At 57.8% G+C, this 24,017-nt stretch carries 17 protein-coding genes; 12 read left to right on the forward strand and 5 right to left on the reverse strand.

All coding sequences use genetic code 11. The features are described 5' to 3' along the window. Window positions 1–20 precede the first annotated feature (20 nt). Window positions 21–800, reverse strand: a complete 780-nt coding sequence (locus tag BA177_RS02410) for an SDR family oxidoreductase (RefSeq protein WP_068612419.1) — start codon at window positions 798–800, stop codon at window positions 21–23. Window positions 801–927: 127 nt separating this feature from the next. Here BA177_RS02410 and BA177_RS02415 point away from each other — a divergent pair, with 127 nt between their 5' ends. Next, a complete protein-coding gene (locus tag BA177_RS02415) occupies window positions 928–1,902 on the forward strand; it encodes a quinone oxidoreductase family protein (protein WP_068612421.1) in 975 nt (324 codons plus the stop codon). Between the two features lie 51 nt (window positions 1,903–1,953). Here BA177_RS02415 and BA177_RS02420 read toward each other — a convergent pair whose 3' ends face one another. Beyond that, on the reverse strand, window positions 1,954–4,359 hold the full coding sequence (locus BA177_RS02420; RefSeq protein ID WP_231892478.1) for an SLC13 family permease: 2,406 nt from the start codon (window positions 4,357–4,359) through the stop codon (window positions 1,954–1,956). Window positions 4,360–4,462: 103 nt separating this feature from the next. Here BA177_RS02420 and BA177_RS02425 point away from each other — a divergent pair, with 103 nt between their 5' ends. From BA177_RS02425 to BA177_RS02445, 5 genes are all read left to right on the forward strand, one after another. Continuing rightward, entirely contained in the window at window positions 4,463–5,353 is an 891-nt protein-coding gene (locus BA177_RS02425) for an alpha/beta fold hydrolase (RefSeq protein WP_082989798.1), read from the forward strand. A gap of 58 nt (window positions 5,354–5,411) precedes the next feature. After that, complete coding sequence (locus BA177_RS02430; RefSeq protein WP_068612423.1) at window positions 5,412–7,514, forward strand: ATP-dependent helicase; 2,103 nt, start codon at window positions 5,412–5,414, stop codon at window positions 7,512–7,514. Between the two features lie 290 nt (window positions 7,515–7,804). After that, window positions 7,805–8,443 carry a hypothetical protein gene (locus BA177_RS02435; RefSeq protein ID WP_068612425.1) on the forward strand — a complete coding sequence of 213 codons (639 nt, stop codon included), beginning with the start codon at window positions 7,805–7,807 and terminating at the stop codon, window positions 8,441–8,443. A gap of 6 nt (window positions 8,444–8,449) precedes the next feature. Beyond that, window positions 8,450–9,106, forward strand: a complete 657-nt coding sequence (locus tag BA177_RS02440) for a hypothetical protein (RefSeq protein ID WP_068612427.1) — start codon at window positions 8,450–8,452, stop codon at window positions 9,104–9,106. A gap of 535 nt (window positions 9,107–9,641) precedes the next feature. After that, window positions 9,642–10,409 carry a class II aldolase/adducin family protein gene (locus BA177_RS02445; RefSeq protein WP_068612430.1) on the forward strand — a complete coding sequence of 256 codons (768 nt, stop codon included), beginning with the start codon at window positions 9,642–9,644 and terminating at the stop codon, window positions 10,407–10,409. Between the two features lie 24 nt (window positions 10,410–10,433). Here the strand turns inward: BA177_RS02445 and ilvA are convergent, their stop codons facing one another. Then, window positions 10,434–11,951: a threonine ammonia-lyase, biosynthetic gene (ilvA, locus tag BA177_RS02450; RefSeq protein WP_068612431.1), complete on the reverse strand. Its 1,518-nt coding sequence runs from the start codon at window positions 11,949–11,951 to the stop codon at window positions 10,434–10,436. A 159-nt stretch (window positions 11,952–12,110) separates the two neighbouring features. Then, the gene (locus BA177_RS02455) at window positions 12,111–14,849 is read right to left on the reverse strand and encodes a M16 family metallopeptidase (RefSeq protein WP_068612433.1); all 2,739 of its coding nucleotides are present in this window, start codon (window positions 14,847–14,849) and stop codon (window positions 12,111–12,113) included. 168 nt (window positions 14,850–15,017) lie between these two features. Between BA177_RS02455 and pip the strand changes: the two genes are divergently transcribed. The 5 genes from pip (at window position 15,018) to BA177_RS02480 (ending at window position 22,212) form a co-directional block, all read left to right on the forward strand. Further along, a complete protein-coding gene (gene pip, locus BA177_RS02460) occupies window positions 15,018–15,965 on the forward strand; it encodes a prolyl aminopeptidase (RefSeq protein WP_068612435.1) in 948 nt (315 codons plus the stop codon). 10 nt (window positions 15,966–15,975) lie between these two features. Next, window positions 15,976–17,316, forward strand: a complete 1,341-nt coding sequence (locus BA177_RS02465) for a dihydroorotase (protein ID WP_068612437.1) — start codon at window positions 15,976–15,978, stop codon at window positions 17,314–17,316. Window positions 17,317–17,454: 138 nt separating this feature from the next. Further along, window positions 17,455–19,263 (forward strand): FAD-dependent oxidoreductase, encoded by a 1,809-nt coding sequence (locus tag BA177_RS02470; RefSeq protein ID WP_068612439.1) that lies wholly within the window; start codon window positions 17,455–17,457, stop codon window positions 19,261–19,263. 74 nt (window positions 19,264–19,337) lie between these two features. After that, the gene (locus tag BA177_RS02475; protein ID WP_068612441.1) at window positions 19,338–21,140 is read left to right on the forward strand and encodes a 2-oxoacid:acceptor oxidoreductase subunit alpha; all 1,803 of its coding nucleotides are present in this window, start codon (window positions 19,338–19,340) and stop codon (window positions 21,138–21,140) included. A gap of 16 nt (window positions 21,141–21,156) precedes the next feature. Continuing rightward, entirely contained in the window at window positions 21,157–22,212 is a 1,056-nt protein-coding gene (locus BA177_RS02480; RefSeq protein ID WP_068618770.1) for a 2-oxoacid:ferredoxin oxidoreductase subunit beta, read from the forward strand. A gap of 33 nt (window positions 22,213–22,245) precedes the next feature. Here BA177_RS02480 and BA177_RS02485 read toward each other — a convergent pair whose 3' ends face one another. Beyond that, a complete protein-coding gene (locus tag BA177_RS02485; RefSeq protein WP_068612443.1) occupies window positions 22,246–22,722 on the reverse strand; it encodes a cupin domain-containing protein in 477 nt (158 codons plus the stop codon). Window positions 22,723–22,860: 138 nt separating this feature from the next. On the opposite strand from BA177_RS02485, the gene BA177_RS02490 reads away from it, so the two are divergent. Then, window positions 22,861–23,985: an NAD-dependent epimerase/dehydratase family protein gene (locus tag BA177_RS02490; protein ID WP_197493287.1), complete on the forward strand. Its 1,125-nt coding sequence runs from the start codon at window positions 22,861–22,863 to the stop codon at window positions 23,983–23,985. Window positions 23,986–24,017: the final 32 nt, after the last annotated feature.

Raw genomic sequence — 24,017 nt, forward strand, 5'->3', positions numbered from 1 at the left:
CGGGTGCCGGGTTAATTTTGTCACTGTGCGCTGATGCCACCGTCAATGCGCAGTTCACTCCCCGTAACAAACCCTGACTCGTCCGAAGCCAGGTACAACACCGCATAGGCAACGTCATCGGTTGTGCCGATTTTTCCCAGTGGAACCTGCCGGGCGAGTTTGCCGAGTGCCAGCTCCCGGTCCGCGCCTTGCGCCAAACCATCAAGGATCGGAGTATCCACGAACACCGGGTGCACGGAGTTGCAGCGAATATTGCTTTGCGTACGCGCGCAATGCAGAGCGACCGATTTGCTAAGGTGACCTACTGCGGCTTTGGCGGAGTTGTACGCAGCAAGATTGTGTCCGGCAATGATCCCGGAGATCGACGAAATGTTGATGATGGAGCCGCCGCCGCTGTGACGCATGAGCGGGATGGCGAGCTTGCAACCCAGAAACACGCTGTCGAGATCCACCGCGTGTACGTGCCGCCAGTTCTCCAGAGTTTCATCCTCAACGTTCGCCAAAGCGCCGATACCGGCATTATTGACCAGTATGTGCAAGCCGCCCCAGGTCTTTTCCACCGTCGTCACGGCTCGTTGCCAGTCATCCGCTGAACATACATCGTGTCGGCAGGCGACAGCATGTCCCGGATACTGTTGATTAATTGCTGCTGCTTGTTGCTCAACACCAGCGGTATTGATATCCGTCAGCAGGACTCTCGCACCTTCGGCGGCGAGTTGCCTGGCACAGGCGGCACCAATGCCTTGTGCAGCGCCGGTTACCAGCGCAATCTTGTTCTCGACCCGACCCACAGCTTGCATCCTGTCCCCGTGACAATCGCTATCATTCTACGTGCGCCTGCGAATTCCTGACAGCTTGCGGCTGTACTTAATATTTGCTGACCGCTTCGTTATGCTGGGCGCCCTCCCGAGATGAAGGCAGAACAGCATGAAAACGCACGCTATCAGAATCAATGAGTACGGCGGACCGGATGTCCTGCAGCTTGTCGAGGTCGAGGTTCCGGAGCTGGGTCCGGGTGAGGCTCGCGTCCGGCACACGGCGATCGGTCTCAATTTTATCGATACCTATCATCGCAGCGGACTGTACCCGGGCGCGTTGCCAAGCGGATTAGGTAGTGAAGCTGCCGGCATCGTCGAGGCGGTCGGTGATCATGTGACCGACGTCAAAGTCGGTGATCGAGTGGTCTACACCGGTATGCCGGCCGACAGTTATTCTGAAGTGCGGAATTTTCCGGCAGCACGTCTTGTGCAAATACCGGAAGGCGTTTCCGATGAGCAAGCGGCGGCAACCTTATTGAAAGGGCTGACTGCGTGGTATTTGCTGCACCACAGTTATCCCGTGAAGCCCGGCGATAACGTCTTGCTGTACGCGGCTGCCGGTGGCGTTGGTCTGTTGGCTGCGCAGTGGGCCAGGCACCTCGGTGTGCGGGTTATCGGTGTGGTCAGTACCGAGGAAAAGGCAGCACTTGCGCGTGCCAATGGCTGTGCTGAAATCATTATGGCCAACGATGACGTGCCGGCCTGCGTGCGCGAGATGACCGCCGGCGTTGGCGTCGCCGCTGTCTATGATTCTGTCGGGAAAGACACCTTTATGGCGTCGCTCGATTGCTTGCGACCGCACGGCGTGATGGTTACTTTCGGCAATGCGTCCGGACCGGTGGCGCCGTTTGCGCCAGCTGAGCTCGCCAAGCGTCATTCTCTCTACGTCACCCGCCCGGTACTGTTCGATTTTGTCACTACGCGACCACAATTGCTGGAGGCCTGCGGCAAGCTGTTTGAGGTTCTTGGCAACGGCGCGGTCAAGGTGTCGATCAATCAACGTTACTCACTGCGCGATGCGGCGACGGCGCATCGGGACCTGGAAGCACGCAAGACCAGCGGTTCCACCATTCTGGTGCCGTGAGAACCGCAATCGCCGGGCTGGGACTGACAGGCCGTAGTCCCGGCGTTGGTCTCAGAGTGGCTGCAGCGGCCACAGCCACGGCAGCAGGATCATCGTCGCGGCAAAGACGACCAGCGTAAGCGGGATGCCAACCTTCAGGTAGTCGACAAAGCGGTAGCCGCCCGGACCCATGACCAACGTGTTCGATGGATGGGAGATCGGGCTCATGAAGCTGGCCGCAGCCATCGCTATGGCCATCATCGCCGTGTGCGGCTGCAAGCCCAGTTCCGTCATTGCCGACAGGACGATAGGTGACATCAACACCACCAGCGCGACCGTTGGAATTGCCAGCGTTGCGACGGCCGTGAGCAAGTACAGTCCGGCGATGACCGCCCACGGCCCTTTGTCGCCCAACAGCTCCATGACCTGGCTTGCCAGCCAGGTAGCCGCGCCACTGTCCTGCATTGCGATGCCGAGCGGCAGCATGCCGGCGATCAGGAATATCGCGCGCCAGTCGATGGCCCGGTAGGCCTGCTCCATGGTCAGGCAACCGGTCAGGATCATGAAGCTGCCGCCTGCTACCGCCGCTACGGCAATCGGCAGGTAACCGACCAGGACCAGGCCAACGACAGCCAGCATGACGGCGGCGGCCAGCGGGGCGCGCCGCGTATCCGGCGGTTGCTGGCCCAGCGGTGTCAGGATAAGAAAGTCGGAGTCATTACTCAGCAATTGCAGGCGGTCGCGCGGCCCCAGCAGGAGCAGCGCATCACCCACCTTCAGCCGTTCTTCAGCCAGGTCAACACTGAGGGTCGTGCCATCTCGCCAGATGCCGGCGAGCTCGAGTCCATAGCGTTCGCGAAAATTGAGTTCGCCTACGGTTTTGCCCGCCAGCGAGCTGCGCGGGTCCAGCGTGGCATCCATCAAGGTCAGGCGTTCGGACTCAAGTTTGCCGAGATGCGGTGCCACCCGAGATTCAACCTCAAGTTCCTGCAAGCCGCGCAATACCTCCAGGTCTTCGGGCTGACCTTCAATCAGCAGCAGGTCGCCCCCTGCCAGGATCTCGTCACCATCCGGCATGAGGCTCAGTTTGCCATCGCGGAAAATCGCCAGGACGCGAAAGTCGAAAACGTCGGCTATGCGGCTCTTGTGCAAAGTCGCGTCGGATAATTCACTGTGTTTTGGCAGTCTGACGACGAACATGCGTTCATCCGCCTGATATTGCTCACGCAATTGCTCATTGGTCAGGACTTCGGTGTGGCTGAAGTCAGCAAACTTGTGCAACTCCTCTATCGTTTCGAGTTCGCCCTGCACGAGTATGCGGTCACCGGCGCGCAGTGGCACGTAGGCCAGATTGGTCAGTCGGTAGGTATTGCGTCGCTTGATGCCGACAACAACGACATTGAATCGACTGCGAAACCCGGCCAGACGGACGAGTTCGCCAACCAGCGGAGAATTCTCATCGAGCTTGACTTCCGCGTAGCCGACCTTGGATGACACCATCGACTTGAGCACAGGCGCCTCGCGTTCAATGACGAGATCGCTCCAGCGCTGCAGTTCGCGAAATTGATCTTCGCGGCCTTTCACCAGTATGCCGTCGCCCGCACGCAATACTGTTTGCCGGCTCGGCAGAGTTTCGCTGCGGCCGAAGCGGACCAGCGCGAGAATGATCAAGCCGGTCGACACACCGATGCGGCTATCAGCCAATGTCTTGCCGACCAATACCGAATTGACGGGCACGCGCAGCATGAACGTCTGTTCCTGCAGCTTGTAGCGGGCGCGCAAGCTGCGCTGGCTAAGATGCCGGCTGCGTTCGGCACGGGTTTTCGGTAGTAGCAAGCGTCCGAGCAATGCCATGAACAAAATGCCGGCGAGCACGATGCCGCTGCCGATAGGCGTGAAGTCGAACAGTTCAAACGGCTGGTGCCCGCCAATGAACAACGCTTCGCTGACCAGCAGGTTTGGCGGCGTACCGATCAAAGTGACCAAACCACCCAGCAAGGTCGCGTTTGCCAGCGGCATGAGCAAGCGCGACACTGGCAAGCGTGTACGGCGTGCGAGATCGACAACGACCGGAAGCATGAGTGCGGCGACGCCGATGTTGTTCATGAAGGCTGACAGCGTGGCTGCGGTAATCATGATAACCATGATCATCGGCACTTCGCGGGGGCCGGCAATCCGGACGATACGGCGGCCGATTACGTCGGCGATACCCGTTCGGGTCAGTCCCTCGCTGAGGATGAACATCGCCCAAACAGTGATTACCGCGTTGCTGCTGAAACCGGCGAATGCCTGGTCGGTAGGCACCAGTCCAGTAATCGTCAACGTGCAAAGGACCAGCAGCGCCACAAGGTCCATGCGAATAATTTCACTGACGAACAGAACCAATGCGGCAGCGAGTATGCCGAGAACTAGTGCGATCTCAAAGGTCATGCCTGGCGCAACGACGACTATTGTTTGGTTGGTGAATGACTTCAACACGTTATACACGAGGCCTGCCGCATAACGTAGTGCTTATGTCGTATTTCGGTGTTCGCTATTATTCCCGCCCTTTTATTGGCAGTGACATGAGAAGATCCGGCAGGTGAAAGACAAGCTCTATAAGCCACGCGTTATGGCTCGCACCCGGCGAATTTCGATTCGCCAAACGGAATGCCAGGTCTACGAATGGGGTGATCCGCTGTCGCCGCCGCTGCTTTACCTGCACGGTTGGGGTGATAGTGCCGCCACGTTCCAGTTCGTGGTTGATCATGTGCACAGTGCGCGAAGAATCATTGCGCCGGACTGGCGCGGCTTTGGCGATTCGGCGCACAACCCTGGATCGTATTGGTTTCCGGACTATTTGGCGGACGTCGATGCGTTGTTGAGCGCGCTTGAGTTACCACCCTCGCTGCCGATCGTTGGTCACAGCATGGGTGCGAACGTTGCGTCACTCTTTGCCGGCGTGTTCCCCGAACGGGTATCAGCGCTGATCAATATCGAAGGATTCGGCCTGCCGGACAGCAACCCGGACGATGCGCCCAGGCGCTACCGACGCTGGATCGAAACCTCGCGCCAGAGGCGCGAACATCCCGGCTATTCTGATCCAAAGGTGCTGATCGACCGCATTCGCGACCGCAGTCCGACTATCGATGACCAGCGAGCCCGTTACGTCGCCGCGTGCTGGACCCGTCCGGATGCGCACGGACACCTGCACCTGAAAGCCGACATGGCTCACCGCTGGCCGAACGCCGTGCTGTACCGGCGCTCCGAAGTGCTCGCCTGCTGGCAGCGGATCAGTGCACCGACCTTGCTGATCTGTGGCGCTGAGTCGGACTTCAAGGACGGTGTGAGTGAGTGGCAGGACCCTGCCCGATGCCCATTTCCGAATGCGCGTTGCGTAACGGTTCCGGCTGCTGGTCACATGCTGCATTTCGAGCAGCCTGGCCCGCTGGCGGTGCAAATCGAGGAATTCCTGCGTGAGCACGAGGTTTGAGCGCCCGCTTGTAAATTCATACAGTACTGTATAAGAATACAGTCTTTTGGAGGCGCTCATGGCGGACGTGGCCGAGCCAACGACGGACTATCTGGCGGCACTGAACCCGGCGCAGCGTCAGGCCGCCGTCTTCGGCGACGTTGATGTTCAACGCCGTTTCCGTTCCGGGCCGTTGCTGGTGATCGCCGGCGCCGGCACGGGCAAGACCATGACCCTGGCGCACCGGGTCGCACACCTCATCGTCAGTGGGGTCGACCCCGAACGCTTGTTGTTGCTGACCTTTACCCGCCGCGCCGCCCAGGAAATGACCCGCCGGGTTGAGGCGATCGTGCGCCGGGCACTGGGTGACCGCGGCAAACCGATACCGTCCGCGGGGCTGTTGCCGTGGTCCGGTACGTTTCACGCCGTGGCCAATCGCTTGTTGCGGCGCTACGCACGGGTGGTTGGGCTGGACCCCGCTTTTTCGGTGCTTGATCGCGGTGATTCGGCGGACCTGCTCGACGTCGTCCGGCACGACAAGAAACTGACCAGCAAGTCCCGCCGTTTCCCCAAAAAAGATACCTGTCTCGCCATTTACTCGCGCTGCGTCAATTCGCGCCAGCCGCTGGCCGGTGTGCTCCAGTCCACGTTCCCCTGGTGCAGTGACTGGGAAGTCGAGCTGGCTGACCTGTTTCGCGGCTACGTTTTGCGCAAGCAGCAAAACCAGGCACTCGATTACGACGACCTGCTCCTGTACTGGAGTCACCTCGTCGCCGAGCCGGAGTTTGCTGCTGATATCGGCTCCTGGTTTGACCACGTGCTGGTTGATGAATATCAGGACACCAATATTCTGCAGTCGGAAATTTTGCAGGCGCTGAAGCCGGACGGAAATGGGCTCACAGTCGTCGGCGACGACGCGCAATCCATCTATTCGTTTCGGGCGGCAGAAGTCGACAACATCCTCGGCTTCGCCGACCAGTATTTGCCATCAGCGCGCATCGTGACGCTGGAAGAAAATTACCGTTCGACTCAGCCGATTCTCGATACCGCGAACTGTTTGATTGCGGAGAGCGAGCGGCAGTACAAGAAAAACCTGTTCAGTCAGCGCAAGGACGGGGCAAAACCAGTGTACGCGAGTGTGGAGGACACGGATGCTGAAGCGGAATTCGTGGTTAACAGTGTGCTCGAGAGTCGCGAGCAGGGCATCGAGCTGAAACAACAGGCTGTGTTGTTTCGCAGCGCGCATCACAGTGACCGGCTCGAGCTGGAACTCGTGCGCCGGAATATTCCCTACGTGAAATACGGTGGCCTCAAGTTTCTTGAGGCCAGTCATGTCAAAGACATGTTGTCGATACTGAAGTGGGCTGAGAATGCGCGCAATGAAGTAGCGGCTTTTCGGGTCCTCAAACTGCTGCCGGGCATGGGCCCCGCCAGTGCAGCAAAATGTTTTGCGCTACTGGCGCAGGCGGGTAATGACTGGCGCACACTGGCAGAATTCAAAGCGCCAGCGGCGGCCCGTGAAGAATGGCCGGCGTTCTGCGAGCTGTTGCAGACCTTGGGCGAGGCAGAGTTCAGCGCCAATGACTGGCATTGGCAAATCGCCGTGCTGCGCAAGTGGTACCAGCCGCAGCTCGAACGCATTTATGACAGCGTTGAAACCCGCGAGGCCGACCTGGAACAGCTTGAATCGATCGCCACGCGCTATGCGACGCGCGAACGCTTTCTTACCGAACTGACGCTGGATCCACCGGCCGCGGCCGGCGATCAAGCCGGTGACCCGTTGCTGGATGAGGACTACCTGGTGTTGTCAACGGTCCACAGCGCCAAGGGGCAGGAGTGGGATTCGGTCTTCGTCCTGAATTTTTCCGATGGCAATTTTCCGTCAGAGTTTGCAACCGGCAAGCCTGAAGCAATAGAAGAAGAACGGCGATTGGTATATGTAGCGATGACTCGCGCGAAGCGTTCATTGCACCTGGTTGCTCCATTGCGTTACCACGTCACTCAGCAACGACGCGACGGCGACAAGCACGTGTACGGTGCACGCAGCCGATTCATGACGAAGGCGCTGATGGCTACGATGCAACAACGCTGGTTCGGCCGCCCGGATTCCGTTGAGCCGAGATTGCAGCCGCGTTCGGACATCAAAATTGATGTTGCCGGCAAACTCCGGCAAATGTGGTAACGACTATCAGCTAATGGCCAGACAGGTATTGCGTTTGCCACGATGCGCAACCTGTTCGCCTGCCGCAATCGCATTTAAGCTTGCACACGCTTCGTGAACCTTGTCACAATAATCTTTGTCATAATCCTATATAGGTAAGACTGCGTCGCTTAAGTTTTTTGCGGCGCACAGTGTGCGGTTAACTGCGGGTTATGATTTGCAGTCACCGACGACCCGGTGAGTACCGGATAAGACTGCAGTTCGACCGGAGTGGCCGTAACGATTTCCAGTTGCAAGGGGAATAGTGGCCTATGACTAAGCTCTCTGGACGGGCGTCTGCCCACGGTGTGGTGGCTGTTGCAGACTTGCGGGAATTTTTTCGTGAGTCGATTGACGAAGCTATAGCGAATCAACGCGTATCCGTTGATGCGCACACCACCCATTACGTCGTCAACGTACTTACTCTTTTTTCACGTTCCGAGGAATTCTACGAAGACAGCGGCGAGGTCTACGGCCTCAAACCGCTGGCTATGATGTTGCTTGACGCAACGGAAGCGAGAAGCGCCGCGGAACGCAGTGCGGTGCTGCAGCGTCTCGGCGATGTAGCACTGTTCGTTTCCGGGTTTTTTGCCGACAGCCTGGCGCACAAGCTAGTTGACCTCGACTACTACGTAAAAATGGGCGGTACTGCCTACGGTTCCTTGTCCGAAGAAATACGTGGCACCGCGCGAGGCCGGGCGTTGGCCGATGTCTACGAGGAGCTTGCCCGCAAGTTTCAGATCGTTGTTGACGTGCTGAACGAAGTGCGTGACGGAGTGCAACAGGGTTCCGACATCGACTTGTTGCGAACCTATGAAGTCTGGCTGAAAACCGGCAGTAACAGGGCGGCTGCATTGTTACGACAGAACGGTATTGTGCCCATGGCGCAACCGGGTCTGCGACAGCACTGACACCTCATGCTCAACGCTCTCCAGCAACAGTTAACGAGTCTGTATCAGGTTGATACCGGCTATCAAATCGATGATTTCCTGATCACCGATCCGGAGCTCGCGAAACTGCTGGGTGCAAACCTGATGTTGGCGGACACGGACGAGACGGTGCTGGTCAATGAAGACGAGAGTGGTATGGCGCTCAGTGTCTATCTGGATCAGGACGTATTGCAACGTCTGGCCGAGCAGAAGCCGCTGGAATGTCTGCAGGCCCGGTCCCTGAACGATTTTTGGACGGTACTGGAGGGCGTCAGCCACTTCACCTGCCTTGCGCACCGTGCGCAGAACGAAAAGCCCGTTACTTTGCTTGAGCTGGAGTTGCAGGCGGAAGTCGATAAGTTCGTTGCGACCTGGCTGCTTGCTGCGCAACAGGATGACACGGCACTTCTGGAACGATTGCACGGCTGGCTGTTTGATGACGTGAGTTTTCGCCCTGACCTGAACGAAGATCAGCTGGAGCGCTACCGGGCAGCCAATGATTACGCAGGTCGTTTTTGTCACGGATTGCAACGGCGGCTGCAGGCGGGTACCTCGACGAGTGTATCGGAGTTGCGCCATTTCTACCGGCTGACCCAGACCGGCAAGATCAGCCATATTCATGCACAGGCGTGGTCTGCCGACTGAAAGAAGGCGTTATTGGCAGGGTTGCTGGCCAGACCGGCGTCGCTTGCGCCAGAGAGTGCGGTCGTAGTCCGCAATTGGCCAAAGGAATGAGTTACGTTGAATTCACTGGGTGCCGGACAGCAATCTGGCAGAACGAAGCCATCAGAGGTCAGATAAAAAAGACGGTGGCAAAGCCACCGTCAATAGAGCGAAACAAACTGCATAAGGGATTAAAGTTTGTCACGCATACCTGGTTGTGGGTAAGCAGTGCTGAATACTTTGGCTCACCGATGGCCCATGCGTAGCCGATCATTTTCCGCACGGTATCTGCAGTCAGTCGTTACCGATAGCTCGAGCCAGTTCTGCTTCCTGCAAATTATACCCTTCATTGACCTTCTGATGCTCCAACGGAAAGATTGGTTGCAAACAATTTTGCATAAGTGAATATGTCGGTAGCACGCCAAGGCTGTACATCGCACCGATCAGGTGCAACGGGCCGTGTTACTTCGCGGGTTGCCAGCGTGACCCGGTGTGGCAAAGCTGAACGGGGGGAGTTATGACTGAGACCGCAAATTTGAATGTCAAAGCCAGTGTCAGCGACGAGGAGTGGCAGACGCGGGTCGATCTGGCAGCGTGTTATCGCCTGATCGCGATGCACGGTTGGGATGATCTCGTGTTCACGCACATTTCAGCGCGCGTTCCGGGGCCCGATGAACACTTTCTCATCAATGCCTACGGCCTCATGTTTGAGGAGATGACCGCCAGCAGTCTCGTGAAAGTAGACCTTAATGGCCGCAAAGTGCTGGATTCACCGTACCCGGTCAATCCGGCGGGTTTCACCATACACAGCGCTGTGCATGAAGCACGCACGGATGTCGGCTGTGTATTGCATACCCATACCCGTGCGGGCATTGCGGTGTCAGCGCAGGCGGATGGGTTGCGGCCGTTATCACAAAACTCTTTGTTCCCACTGATCTCGATCGGCTATCACGATTACGAAGGTGTTGCCCTTAACGAAGATGAAAAGCCACGGCTTGTCGCCGACCTGGGTAGCAACAATTTCCTGATCCTGCGCAATCACGGCTTGTTGGCAGTAGGTCGCAGTATTGCCGACGCGTTTCTCGGTATGTACCTGCTGGAATCGGCGTGTCAGATCCAGCTGATGGCGCAATCCTCCGGGGCGACGCTGGTCGAAGTCGACGAGCGGATATTGAGCGGCATTGCCGCACAGGCTGAGGAAGTCACAAAAGGTCTGGGCGGACAGCTTGCGTGGCCGGGGTTGCTGAGAAAGCTCGATCGTCGCGACAGTTCGTTTCGCGATTGACCGCGGTACTGTCGCGTATTTCCCTTAGTTAAGGAACATGCGGTAGGCCGGGTTGTCGCTCTCATCCCAGTGCGCGTAGCCGAGTGCACTGAGGTGTTCTTCAAGCTCTTCAGCGTCCTCCGCGGCGACCTGAATGCCTGTGAGTATGCGGCCATAGTCCGAGCCATGATTGCGGTAATGGAACAGGCTGATGTTCCAGCGTTCACCGACGGCGTTGAGGAACGCGGCTAACGCGCCGGGTCGTTCCGGAAACTCAAAGCGAAACAGCCGTTCGTCATCAAGTCCGGGACTGCGGCCACCCACCATGTGGCGTACGTGCACTTTGGCCATCTCGTTGTCGCTCATGTCCACCACGGGGTAGCCGAGTTTTTCCATGCTGGCAATCACTTCGCGTCGTTCTTCATTGCCGCGCCGCAGCTCGACGCCAACAAACACCCGGGCCTGCGTTGCATCACTGTAGCGATAATTGAATTCGGTAACACTGCGCTTGCCGAGCGCGCTGCAGAAGCGCCTGAAACTGCCTGGCTGTTCCGGGATTTCCACTGCCATCAGCATTTCCCGCTGCTCGCCGAGTGCGGCACGCTCAGCAATATGGCGAAGGCGGTCAAAATTCACGTTTGCACCGCAGTTGATTGCGACGAAGGTCTTGTCACGGTCACCGTGTGCTGCGAGGTATTGTTTCAGGCCAGCGACCGCCAGCGCACCGGCTGGCTCCACTATCGAGCGTGTGTCCTCATAGATGTCCTGGACAGCGGCGCAGATCTGGTCGGTATCGACAGTCACGATTTCGTCGATCAATTGCTGGCAGAGGCGGAACGTTTCGTCGCCAACGCGCCGAACGGCAACGCCATCGGCGAAGATGCCAACGTGCGCCAGCGTTACCGGGTGACCGGCGGCCAGCGATGCTTTCATGCCGGCGGAGTCTTCCGGCTCGACGCCAATGATTTTTGTTGTCGGTGAATGCGCTTTCAGCCACGACGCGATACCGGAAATAAGTCCGCCGCCGCCGATAGGAATGAACACGGCATCGGGCGGAGTCGCGCACTGCTCAAGCAGCTCTTTGCCTATCGTACCCTGACCGGCGATAACGTCGGGGTCGTCAAACGGGTGTACGAAAGTGAGTCCGCGCTGCTGTTCCAGTTCTTTCGCGTGGGCAAATGCGGCGTCGTAGTTGTCGCCGTGCAGTATTGCTTCACCGCCCAGCATGCGCACGGCCTCAACCTTGATGCTGGGTGTGGTTATCGGCATCACGATGACGGCTTTTACGCCTTTCTCACGTGCCGCGAGCGCTACGCCCTGCGCATGATTGCCTGCCGAGCTGCAAATGACGCCTTTGGCGAGCATTGCTTCCGGCAGCTGATTTAGTTTGTTCACTGCGCCACGGAGTTTGAAGGAGAAAATCGGTTGCAGATCCTCCCGCTTGAGCAACACCTGGTTACCCAGTCGTGTTGATAACAGCCGGGCGGTATCGAGTGGCGTTCTTTCAGCAATACCGTAGACGTCGGCAGCCGCTATTTTCTCGTTGTAATCGTGCGGCTTCATCCGGCGATCAGTCGTTTAGGGTGTTCAGGAGGAGCGAAGGGTAGCGCATCGTGCGCGGCAGCAACAGAACGGCGGCACCGATCGTGATGTTGGGGGCTGGCTGGCGGCGCGGCAGGAGGTGATGCCTCTCCTGCAGCGCCGCACGATTGTCAGAGCCGATTAAAGAGTGTTGCCGTCCGTATCGAGCTGAATGATTTCCCCAAGCTCAAGTTCCCGAATGCGCTCTTCGACCTTGGCACGATCGCCAACCACGACCCAAACCAGGTTGTCAGGTTTGATGATCGCGTTGGCCGCTTCATTGACTTCGGCTATTGACAGGTTGCGGACGCGGTCAGCGTAGGTATCCCAGTAATCATCGTCGAGGTCAAAGGTGACGATCTCGTTGATGTCACGCAGGACGGCCGCGGCTGTTTCCCAGCGCCCCGGCAGGCTCAGCGTGTTATTGGCTTTGACCTTGTCCAGTTCTTCGGCTTCGGCCGGACGTTCGCCGAGGAATGAACTCAGTTCACCCTGGATCTCGGCCATCGATTCCATGGTCTTGTCTGTCTGAACCTGGGCGTAAGCGATGAAAGGCCGTTGCCCGCGGGTATCGTATAAGAAAGAGTAGGAGCCGTAGGCCCAGTGCTTGTCCTCACGGAGGTTCATGTTCAGGCGTGCGGTGAACTGACCGCCGACAATGTCATTCATGGCCTCGATCGCAATCTCATTGCCGGTGCCTGCGCCCGGGGCGATGTTGCCAGCGAATATAATGGACTGGTCCGCACCCGGTCGGTCGATCAGGAATACCTGGGGTTTGTCATGCAAGGCGACGTTGGCAATGTTTTTCCGCGGAACATCGCCCGGCTGCCAGCGCGAGAACAGGCGCTCAAGTTTCGGTCTGATTTCAGCCATAGTCGTGTCACCCACAACAATCAACGTGCCATTGTTGGGTTTGAACCAGGTCTTGTGCCAGTTCACCAGCGTGTCGCGCTGGATGCGTGCGACCGATTCCTCTGTGCCGGAACCCGTCAGTGGCAAAGAGTAGGCGTGATCGTCGCCGTACAGCAGGGACGGGAACACCCGCAATGCGAGAGTAACCGGGCGGGTTTTTTCCTGCTGAATCTGCGCCAGTCTGAGCTTGCGCAAGCGCTCCAGCTCGGCCGCGGGAAACGCCGGGTTCAGGATGATGTCCGCGTACAGGTCCAGCGAATCGTCCAGGTTTTCTTTCAACGCGCTCAGGCTGACGCTGGCTGAGTCAATGCCCGAACCTGCGCCAATTCTGGCGCCGAGTTTGGCCGTTTCTTCGCTGATTTGCAGCGCGTCGCGCCGGCGGGTGCCCTCATCAAGCATCGCCATTGCGAGACTGGCCGTGCCGGGTTCCGCGAACTGGTCGGACGCGTAGCCGGCATCGAACTGCAGCGAGAAATTGACCACCGGTATCGCGTCACGACGGGCGACGATCAGCTCCAGGCCATTGCTGAGATTGCCGCGTTCAAACTCGGTAAAGCTTACGTCCGGGAAGGAGTCCGGTTGCGGGACCGCCGAGCGGTCGGCGCCGGTGTTGTTGGCCGACAGCTCCGGGAAAGGGTGTACTTCCAGCGTGTACGTGCCGGCCTGCAACCAGCGCCGCGCGGCATCGCGTACGCTGTCCGGAGTGGCGTTGTCGAGGCGGGTCAACGACGTTGCGTAGAAGCCGGGGTCGCCGGTGTAGACGGCGTTCTCGGCCAGAATGTCAGACTTGCCGCCAAATCCGCCCACGCGTTCGAGGCCGCGTACCAGGCTGGATTTGATTTGCGTGGTTACACGCTCCAGTTCTTCACGACTCGGCCCGTCCGCCAGAAACCGGGCAACTTCTTCGTTTATCGCAAGTTCAACGGCGTCGAGGTCGCCACCGGGCTGTGCGGATGCCTGAATGTAGTAGAAGCCGCCAATGTCGCCGGCAAATTGATAAGAGCCAACGTCCGTTGCGATCTGGTCTTCGTACACCAGGCGCTGGTACAGCCGCGAGGTTTTTCCTGACGTCAGAACGGCGTCTGCGAGTTGCAGCAGGTCAGCGTCTTCCGCGCGAAATTCCGGCGCACCCCAGGCTTTGTAGAGGCGGGCTTGCGGAACGCGGTCCTGTATTTCCTCGCGCTTGTCTTCCTGCAACTGAACGGTCCAGCGTTGGTACCGGGTCAGCGGCGGTCCTGGCGGAATGTCACCGAAATAGGTTTCAACTTTCTGCCGAACGTCATCCGGGTTCACGTCACCGGCAATCACCAGAACGGCATTGTTGGGGCCGTAGTAGGTCTTGAACCATTCGTGTACGTCTTCAACCGTGGCCGCGTTCAGATCCTCCATCGAGCCAATCGTGCTCCAGGAATAGGGATGGTCCGAGGGGAAGATACCGCTGAGCAGCCGGTACTGAGTGGCTCCATAGGGCTGGTTATCGCCCTGGCGCTTCTCGTTCTGGACGACGCCGCGTTGCTCATCGAGTCGGTCCTGCGTGATAACCCCCAGCAGGTGACCCATTCGGTCGGATTCCATCCACAAGGCCATGTCGAGCGCTGTTGTTGGCACGTTCTGGAAGTAATTGGTGCGGTCGAAATAGGTGGTGCCGTTCATGCTGGTGGCGCCGACCTGTTCGAACGGTTTGAAATACTCGTCGTTGTAGTTCTCGCTGCCATTGAACATGAGGTGTTCAAACAGGTGCGCGAAGCCGGTTTTGCCGCGCTTCTCGTCCTTGGAGCCAACGTGGTACCAAAGGTTGACGGCGACGATCGGTGCCTTGTGGTCCTCATGCACGATCAGGCGCAGGCCATTGTCGAGCGTATACTCCGTATAGTCGATTTCCACGTTGCCAGCGGCGACGGCGGCTGCGCAGAGGGCAGTGCAGACCAGTGTCAACGAAAAGGGGCGAATGACTGTGCTGAGTTTCATATTCAGGGCCTTTGGGCAACGGTTGGGGCAAAACGCAGAGTAGCTTCCGGGATGCTTGCTACTGACTTTTGATGGTCGCCAAGGTTCCATTCCGTGGCGAATCCAGCTAAGCGGAGCGGCCTGTGGCAACATTGGCGGCCAGAAAGCCATTTACCGGTTGTGAGCAAAATGGACGAACGGCGAACACTGTATCCCGAGATCGAGCCTTACCAAAGCGGTCGGCTCAATGTTGGCGACGGCCACGAACTGTACTACGAGGAGTGCGGCAATCCGAGAGGCAAGCCGGTGGTTTACCTGCACGGCGGCCCCGGGAGTGGCTGCAATGCCAAAATGCGGCGCTTCTTTAATCCGGACGTTTATCGCGTCATTCTCTTCGATCAGCGCGGTTGCGGCCGAAGTACCCCGCACGCGAGCCTGGAAAACAACACCACCTGGGATCTGGTCAATGATATCGAGGTGCTGCGGGCTGCGCTGCAGATCAAGCGCTGGCAGGTTTTTGGCGGGTCCTGGGGCAGCACGCTGGCGTTGGCCTATGCCGAGCGGCACCCGGAACACGTCAGCGAGCTCGTGCTGCGTGGCATTTTTCTGGGACGCCCGCACGAAATTAGCTGGCTGTACCAGCAAGGCACCAGTCGCCTGTTTCCGGAGGCGTGGCAGAAGTACCTCGAGCCAATACCGCCCCGTGAACGCAATGACCTGCTTAATGCCTATCACCGTCGCCTCACGAGCGATGACGCTGAGCAACAGCTGCGCGCGGCACAAGCCTGGTCGACATGGGAGGCGTCAACCGTCCAGCTCTTGCCGACACCGGACGTTGTCGCATCGTTTTCGGCAGAGCGCATGGCTCTGGCCATTGCCCGTATCGAGTGTCATTACTTCGTTAATCAGTGTTTTCTGAGTGACAACCAATTGCTGAATGAGATCGGCCGGGTCAGGGGCATCCCGGCAGTCATCGTGCATGGGCGCTACGACGTGTTGTGCCCGGCCGAGACCGCTTACGAGTTGTCTAAGGCCTGGCCGGAAGCCCGTCTCCATATCGTGCCGGATGCCGGCCATTCGGCTTTCGAGCCGGGCAACGTCCACGAACTCATCGTTGCAACCGATACTTTTTCCTGAAACAAAAACTATGAACAAACTACTCATCAAAAACGCGAAGCTCGTCAATGAGGGTCAAACCACCGAAGGTGATTTGCTGGTTGTCGGGGAGCGCATTGAGAAAATCGCCAATGAGATTGCCGCACCGGAAAACTGCGCGGTAATTGACGCGGCAGGTCGGTACCTGATTCCGGGGATGATTGACGATCAGGTGCACTTTCGCGAGCCGGGTTTGACCGCCAAGGGTGATCTTGCCACGGAGTCGGCAGCGGCGATCGCGGGTGGCATAACCAGCTTCATGGACATGCCCAATGTCAATCCGCTGACGACAACCCGGCCGGTACTGGAGGATAAGTACCGGTTGGCGGCGAATCGCTGCAGCGCAAACTATGGTTTCTATTTCGGCGCAACCAACCGCAATATCGAAGAGATCAAGGCGCTGCAGATCAACGAAGCCTGCGGCATCAAGGTCTTCATGGGCGCGTCGACCGGCGACATGCTGGTTGATGACAGTGATGCACTGGAACTCATTTTCGAGCATGCGCCGGTAATGGTGGTTACCCACTGCGAGCATTCACCGACCATCTGGGACAATGAGGCCCGCGCGCGGGCGCAGTACGGCGAGGATGTGCCAATGTCGGAGCATCCGAACATACGGTCGGCGGCGGCTTGCCTGGCGTCCTCCACTCTGGCGACGGGACTGGCGAAGCGCTACGACGCCTTGCTGCATGTGCTGCACCTGACGACCGCCATTGAGATGGGGCTTTTTGCACGCGGACATCGCAGCGAGAAGCGAATTACCGCGGAAGTTTGTGTGCATCACCTGTGGTTCGACGAAAGCCGTTATGCGGAACTGGGCTCCCGCATCAAGTGCAATCCCGCCATAAAGCGCGCGGAAGACCGGCAAGCACTGCTGGCCGCCGTCGCTGACGACCGCCTTGATATTATTGCCACCGATCACGCGCCGCACACGGCCGCGGAGAAAGACAATCTGTACTTCAAGGCGCCCGCCGGTTTGCCGTTGGTGCAACATGCGCTGCAAACCTTGTTCGAATTATCGAAACAGGGGCATTTCAGCGTTGAAAAACTGGTCGACAAAACTTCGCATGCCGTTGCCGATATCTTTGGCGTTAAGGAGCGTGGCTACCTGCGCGAAGGGTATTACGCGGATCTGGCGCTGGTGAACACCGAGAAACCTTACACGGTGAGCCCGGCAAACGTCTTGTGCAAAGTGCAATGGTCGCCATTCGAGGGGCAACGCTTTAGCAGCAGTATCGACGCCACTATCGTCAATGGCGCAGTCGTTTGGCAGGATGGCAAGCTCTCCGGAGAGGTCGTTGGGCAACGTTTGCAATTTGACCGCAGCCGCTGACAATTTCGTAACTCCGTTCGAAAGTGTCACTGGTTGTTTACTTTCCGCTTTATACCGTTATGCTAGCGACAAATCGTATCAGCAACGGCGGCGCAGTCCGCAGCCCGGCGTTCACACTCTTTGCCGGGCAGTATGTCGATGAAACCAACAGACACTTCCAAGCCTGATTATTTCCACAAGGTGGTCGATTGTCAGTGGGCGTGTCCGGCACATACTGACGTGCCGGCCTACATCCGGCTGATCGCCCAGGGCCGCTTTTCCGACGCGTACATGCTGAACCGGGAATCCAATGTGTTTCCGGGAATTCTTGGCCGCGTTTGTGACCGACCCTGTGAACCAGCCTGCCGACGCGGTCGTGTCGAAGAGAAGCCGGTCGCAATCTGTCGCCTGAAGCGGGTTGCCGCCGACCATCGTGACGACATCACCGAGCGCTTGCCAAAGCCGCCTGCCAAGACCAATGGCAAGAAAGTCGCACTGATCGGCGCAGGCTGTGCCTCGCTGACGGTGGCCAACGATCTGTTGCCACTGGGCTACGAGGTCACTGTGTTCGAGGCGCTGGACAGTACTGGCGGACTCATGCGCACCAATATCCCCCGGTTCCGCCTGCCACCGAAGACGCTGGATGAGGAAATCGGTTACATCATCGACATGGGGGCGGAGCTGAAGCTCAACCACCGGATAGACAGCCTCAAGAGCCTGATAGAGGACGACGGTTTCGATGCCGTGTTCGTGGGCACCGGCGCACCGCGCGGCAAAGAGCTGGACCTGCCGGGCCGCCATGACACCGACAATATTCATATCGGCATCGATTGGCTGGAGTCGGTAGCGTTCGAGCATACCGAATCTATCGGCGAAAACGTGCTCATCATCGGTGTCGGTAACACGGCTATGGATTGTTGCCGGACCTCGTTGCGCATTGGTGCAAAGAACGTGAAAGTCATGGCGCGCAAGCCGCGCGGCTTCTTCAAGGCTTCTGACTGGGAGCTGGAAGATGCCGAAGAAGAGAACGTCGAGATCGTCATAAACCACTCGCCGAAAGAGTTTGTGGTTGAAAACGGCAAGCTCGTTGGGATGAAATTCGAGCAGATGGAATACCAGGTCGATGACAAGGGCGGCATTGATCGCGGCACTGTAATCGGTGAAACGATTATCCCTTGTGACGACGTCATTCTGGCCATTGGTCAGGAAAATGCCTTCCCGTGGATCGAGCGCGACATCGGCATTGAGTTCGACAAGTGGGATTGCCCTGTCGTCGATGAAACCACGATGATGTGCAGTCGCGAAGGTGTGTTTTTTGGCGGTGATTCCGCGTTTGGGCCGAAAAACATTATCTGGGCTGTCGCACACGGCCACCAGGCAGCAATCTCCATACATAAGTATTGCCAGGGCGAAGATCTACACGATCGTTTGCCGCACGGCATGAATCTCAGCAGCCAGAAGATGGGCATGCACGAGTGGAGTTTCTCGAACAACTACGATACCTCCGAGCGGCGTCTGATGCCGCACGTCGATTTACGAGAACGTTTCAAGAACATCAATGTCGAGGTTGAACTTGGCTTCACGGTGGAGCAAACCATCAAGGAAGTTGAGCGCTGCCTGAATTGCGACATTCAAACGGTGTTCACCGAGAAACTGTGTATCGAGTGCGATGCCTGCATCGACATTTGCCCGGTAAACTGCCTGACCATTACGGAAGGTGGCGAAGAAGCAGATTTGCGTACGCGCTTGTCGGCACCGGCGGAAAATCATGAGCAGGCACTCTATGTTTCAGATGTGCTGCCGCAGACCAAGCGTGTCATGGTGAAGGACGAGGACTTGTGCGTGCACTGCAGTTTGTGCGCGGAACGCTGCCCGACCGGTGCCTGGGATATGCAGAAATCGACAGTTTTAATTCCATATGCCGCGGATGAAGCGGCACCCGACCGGCAGCGGGCCAAAGCGGGTTAATGACTTTCATTGCGACCGGAAGTGATTGTACGCAGCGCGCCGGTCTCTACCAGTAAGCGCCCAGGGTATCGTTCGTGTCCACAGTTAATGATGTAGTAATCAAGGTTGCCACCGTCAACGGCACCGGTTCCGCCAGCGCCAACGGTCTGCTCATGAAGGCGATATTTCGCATGGGCATCCCCGTTGTCGGTAAGAACTATTTCCCATCCAATATTCAGGGTTTGCCCACCTGGTACGAGGTGCGGGTGACCGGCGACGGCTACCAGGCACGGGCCGACCGGGTCGATGTGATGGTGGCGATGAATGCGCAAACCTATGCGCAGGACATGGCCGAGGTCGCATCCGGTGGCTGGTTGATCTATGACTCGACCTGGCCTCGCAACCGGCAACTGAATCGCGAAGATATCCATGTGCTGGGTATCCCGTTGTCGAAAATGTGCAATGAAAACTTTGACGGCGCTCGCTCGCGTATTCTGCTGAAGAACATTGCCTATGTTGGTGCGCTTGCCGCGCTGCTCAATATTGACCTGGATGTCATTACCGAACTGCTGAACGAAACGTTCGCGAGCAAAAAGAAGCTGGTTGACTCCAACCTGAAAGCCATTCGGCTTGGTTACGACTACGCACTGGAGCACTTCAGCTGCCCGCTGCCCAAAACCGTCGAGCGGATGGACAAGACCAAAGGCCATATCATGATCGACGGCAACACCGCCGCCGGTCTGGGTTGTGTGTACGCGGGTGCAACGGTGGGTGCCTGGTACCCGATTACGCCGTCAACCTCGCTGATGGACGCGTTCAAGGCATTCTGCAAGAAATTTCGCATCGACGAAGAATCAGGCGGCAAGAAATTCTGCATCGTGCAGGCGGAAGACGAACTCGCGGCGATTGGTGTCGTGCTTGGCGCAAGCTGGAATGGCGCGCGCGCGTTTACGCCGACCAGCGGCCCCGGCATTTCCCTGATGAACGAATTCATCGGCTTTGCCTACTACGCCGAAGTACCGGCCGTTATTTTCGATGTCCAGCGAACCGGGCCATCGACCGGTATGCCGACCCGTACCCAGCAATGCGATCTGATGGCTTGCGCGTACGCATCGCACGGCGATACAAAACACGTCCTGCTGTTTCCCGCCAACCCGCAGGAATGCTTCTACATGTCGATGACGGCCTTCGACCTGGCCGATCGCCTGCAAACCCCGGTGATGGTGTTGTCCGACCTTGATATCGGCATGAACGACTGGATGTGTCCGGATTTCGAGTGGGACGACAACTACACACCCGACCGTGGCAAGGTGCTGACCGCGGAACAGCTGGAAGGCATGGAGAAGTTCTATCGCTACCTCGATAGCGACGGTGACGGCATCACGTACCGGACCCTGCCGGGCGAACACCCGAAAGGATCGTTCTTCACGCGTGGTTCCGGGCACAACAAGTTTGGCGGTTATACGGAAGATTGCGCCGAATATCAGGAAGTTGTGGACCGCTTGCTGGTCAAGTGGGAAACCGCGCGCAGGCTGGTGCCGGAACCCGAGATTGCCTATTCCAAAATCAACAAGGAAGCGATCGTCACCGTCGGCAGTTGCGACGGTGCTGTCAAAGAAGCGCTGGATCGATTGAAGGAATCCAACGTCGGGCTAAATGTTTGCCGCATCAAAGCATTTCCGTTCAGTGATTCAGTTCGTGATTTCATTGCGAAACATGATCGGGTTTACGTTGTCGAACAAAACAGGGATGCGCAGTTGCGATCATTGTTGATCCTGGATCTGGAGATCAATCCGGCCAAGCTCAAGCCACTGTTGCACTACAGTGGCATGCCGATGCACGCGCAGTTCGTTGTGGATGCAGTCTTGAAACAGCATGCCAAAGGCCAAGCAGCCTGATTGGCGGGATATAAGCATGAGTTACATTGCGAAGCCGAAAGTTTCTCACCCGAAGTCACCACGTAACGAGCTGGGCCTGACCGAGCGCGATTACGAAGGTGCCGTGTCGACGTTGTGCGCCGGTTGCGGTCACGATTCAATAACGGCGGCATTGATACAGGCCGTGTTCGAACTGAGTATCGAACCGCATATGCTGGGCAAGATGAGCGGTATCGGCTGCTCGTCGAAGACGCCAGCCTATTTCGTCAGTCAGTCGCACGGTTTTAATTCGGTGCACGGCAGAATGCCGTCAGTGACGACCGGTGCCAATGCAGCGAACAACGAGTTGACCTATATCGGTGTGTCGGGCGATGGCGATTCTCTGTCCATCGGCATGGGGCAGTTCGCGCACGTCATACGACGCAATCTGAACATGTGCTATATCATTGAAAACAACGGTGTATACGGTCTGACCAAAGGGCAGTATTCCGCTTCTGCTGATGTTGGTAGCACGGCTAAAAAAGGCCCTGCAAACCGGCAAATGCCAATAGACCCTGTGAGTACGGCGATCGGCCTCGGTGCCACGTACATTGCGCGCGGCTTTTCGGGCGACAAGAAACAGCTGGTGCCGCTGATCAAGGGTGCCATTGCGCACAAGGGTTTCGCGTTGCTCGACGTCATCAGCCCCTGCGTTACATTCAATGATCATCAGGGTTCTACCAAGAGTTACGCGCACACCCGCGAGTTCTATCACCATGTTATCGAGGCGGATTTCGTGCCGCCGGCAAAAGAAATAGTGGCTGCCTATGAAGAAGGTGCTGCCATGCCCGTGGAAATGCACGATGGCAGCAAGATCGTATTCCGTAAGGTAGACAAGGCTTACGACCCGACCAGTCGGGAGTCTGCTTTCTCCTATCTGCGTAGCAGCGTGCGCGCAGGCGAGATTGTGACAGGGCTGCTCTATATCGATCAGGAAGCGGGCGATATGCACGATCTGTCGGGCAGCGTGAAACGACCACTGGCCAAACTGCCGTACACCGAGTTGAACCCGGGTAAAGCGACGCTCGCCAAAGTCATGAACGGCTACCGCTAGGCGTCGGCCAACGCATTTCGCCGCAAAACGTAACTACCAGGCGTGGCCATCACGGTGACGGAACTCGCGCTCGCCGCTATCGGTTCGGCGTAGTTCGAGATCAATGTCCGGGTAAAAGACTTCGTCTTCAGTGTGCCGGCTTCCGACTTCCAGGTACCTTGCCAACGCCTTGCTGTCATTTCTCAGTTGATGACCGTTGGGCGCCCCGGCTTTGAACCCTGCGCAATCGCCGCGCTGCATAACGATTTCACCGGTGTCGGTCCGTAGCGTGATTTCGCCGTCAAGCACGTAGACGAATTCGTCTTCATGGGTGTGCCAGTGACGTTGCGACGAACAGGCGCCGGGCAGCAGTTCAACCAGATTGACGCCAAATGCGTCGAGCCCGAACAGGTTGCCAAGAGCGCGTTTCGCGCGACCGGCGACGGCATTACGAAAAGGTTCGGGGTAGCTGGATCCGCTGATGGGGTTAACCTCATGCGCTGCCCGAACAGGCTGCTTGTCTGCCGCCATGGTCTTCTCCCGTGTCGCGGTCTGTGCATGATTCTGGCACAGTAGCGGCTGCCCGTTAATGGTCAGTTGTGGCGGAACCTGGCATGTATAGACCTGTCACAGGGATGGTCGCTGAACCAAAAAAAAACAGGGGGACCGATGGACAAGCAAAGACGACGATTGATGCAGGTCGGTTTGCTGGGCGGCGCGGCTGCGGCAAGCAGTATGCTGACAGCCAAGGCCCATCACGATGCGGGGCATGTCGACGACAAGAATGCCGCGCTGCGCATACTGGTGCTCGGCGGTACCGGCTTCATCGGACCGCACATGGTCAGCGAAGCGCTGCGTCGCGGCCACACAGTGGAATTGTTCAATCGTGGCCGAACCAATAATGATCTGTTTCCTGACCTGACAACCTATGCAGGTGATCGCGATGGCGGGCTTACAGTATTGCAAGGACATCGCTGGGACGTCGTCATTGACAATTCAGGCTATGTGCCTCGCCACGTTGCTGATTCCGCAAGGCTGCTGGCTTCCGCTGCGTCACACTACATTTATATTTCGAGCATTTCGGCTTACGCGGACTTTTCGGCACCAATGGACGAAGACGCGCCGTTGGCAACCATCGAGGACGAAACGGTCGAAGAGGTCACCAACGACAGTTACGGTCCGTTAAAAGCACTGTGCGAGAAACGCGCCCGAGCCGAGTTTGGCGCTGATCGTGTCGCCGTGTTCAGGCCGACCTATATCTGCGGCCCCGGTGATCGCACCGACCGATACAGCTACTGGCCTGTGCGCACAATGCAAGGCGGTGAAATGTTATGGCCCGGGACCCCAGCGGATGAGATCCAGATGATTGATGTCCGCGATCTCGCCAACTTCACTATTGATGTTGCGGAGCAAAAAACGGTCGGCACCTACAACACTGTCACGCCACCGGGCAGTTTTACGATGGGTGAATTGCTGTCTGACTCTCTGGCCGTAACGGCCGCCGATACTCGCCCTGTCTGGATGGATTACAAATTCCTGTCGGCACACGATGCGAGTGACCGCGAATTGCCGATATGGGTAGCACCGACACCTGACGTTGCGTTCGCTGCGAAAGTCAGTGGTGCGCGGGCCTACGCAGCAGGACTGAAGAACCGGCCGAGCCGGGAAACGGCACGCGATACGATCAGCTGGTGGAAAACATTGCCAGCCGACCGGACTGCGACCCTGCGAGCCGGCTTCAGTGCTGAACGTGAGGCCGAACTGCTGGCGGCATGGAAGGCACAGAAAAGCTGAAGCAAGGTTTGCCTGAGTGTCGATCCTTTGAA

The organism is Woeseia oceani (assembly GCF_001677435.1).
In the GTDB taxonomy this organism is placed as follows: domain Bacteria; phylum Pseudomonadota; class Gammaproteobacteria; order Steroidobacterales; family Woeseiaceae; genus Woeseia; species Woeseia oceani.

Coding starts and splice junctions, on each gene's coding strand:
- BA177_RS02415 (WP_068612421.1), top strand. CDS start 928: ATGAAAACGCACGCTATCAGAATCAATGAGTACGGCGGACCGGATGTC.
- BA177_RS02430 (WP_068612423.1), top strand. CDS start 5,412: ATGGCGGACGTGGCCGAGCCAACGACGGACTATCTGGCGGCACTGAAC.
- BA177_RS02470 (WP_068612439.1), top strand. CDS start 17,455: ATGAAACCAACAGACACTTCCAAGCCTGATTATTTCCACAAGGTGGTC.
- BA177_RS02480 (WP_068618770.1), top strand. CDS start 21,157: ATGAGTTACATTGCGAAGCCGAAAGTTTCTCACCCGAAGTCACCACGT.
- BA177_RS02485 (WP_068612443.1), bottom strand. CDS start 22,722: ATGGCGGCAGACAAGCAGCCTGTTCGGGCAGCGCATGAGGTTAACCCC.
- BA177_RS02410 (WP_068612419.1), bottom strand. CDS start 800: ATGCAAGCTGTGGGTCGGGTCGAGAACAAGATTGCGCTGGTAACCGGC.
- BA177_RS02465 (WP_068612437.1), top strand. CDS start 15,976: ATGAACAAACTACTCATCAAAAACGCGAAGCTCGTCAATGAGGGTCAA.
- BA177_RS02435 (WP_068612425.1), top strand. CDS start 7,805: ATGACTAAGCTCTCTGGACGGGCGTCTGCCCACGGTGTGGTGGCTGTT.
- BA177_RS02490 (WP_197493287.1), top strand. CDS start 22,861: ATGGACAAGCAAAGACGACGATTGATGCAGGTCGGTTTGCTGGGCGGC.
- BA177_RS02455 (WP_068612433.1), bottom strand. CDS start 14,849: ATGAAACTCAGCACAGTCATTCGCCCCTTTTCGTTGACACTGGTCTGC.
- BA177_RS02445 (WP_068612430.1), top strand. CDS start 9,642: ATGACTGAGACCGCAAATTTGAATGTCAAAGCCAGTGTCAGCGACGAG.
- ilvA (WP_068612431.1), bottom strand. CDS start 11,951: ATGAAGCCGCACGATTACAACGAGAAAATAGCGGCTGCCGACGTCTAC.
- pip (WP_068612435.1), top strand. CDS start 15,018: ATGGACGAACGGCGAACACTGTATCCCGAGATCGAGCCTTACCAAAGC.
- BA177_RS02440 (WP_068612427.1), top strand. CDS start 8,450: ATGCTCAACGCTCTCCAGCAACAGTTAACGAGTCTGTATCAGGTTGAT.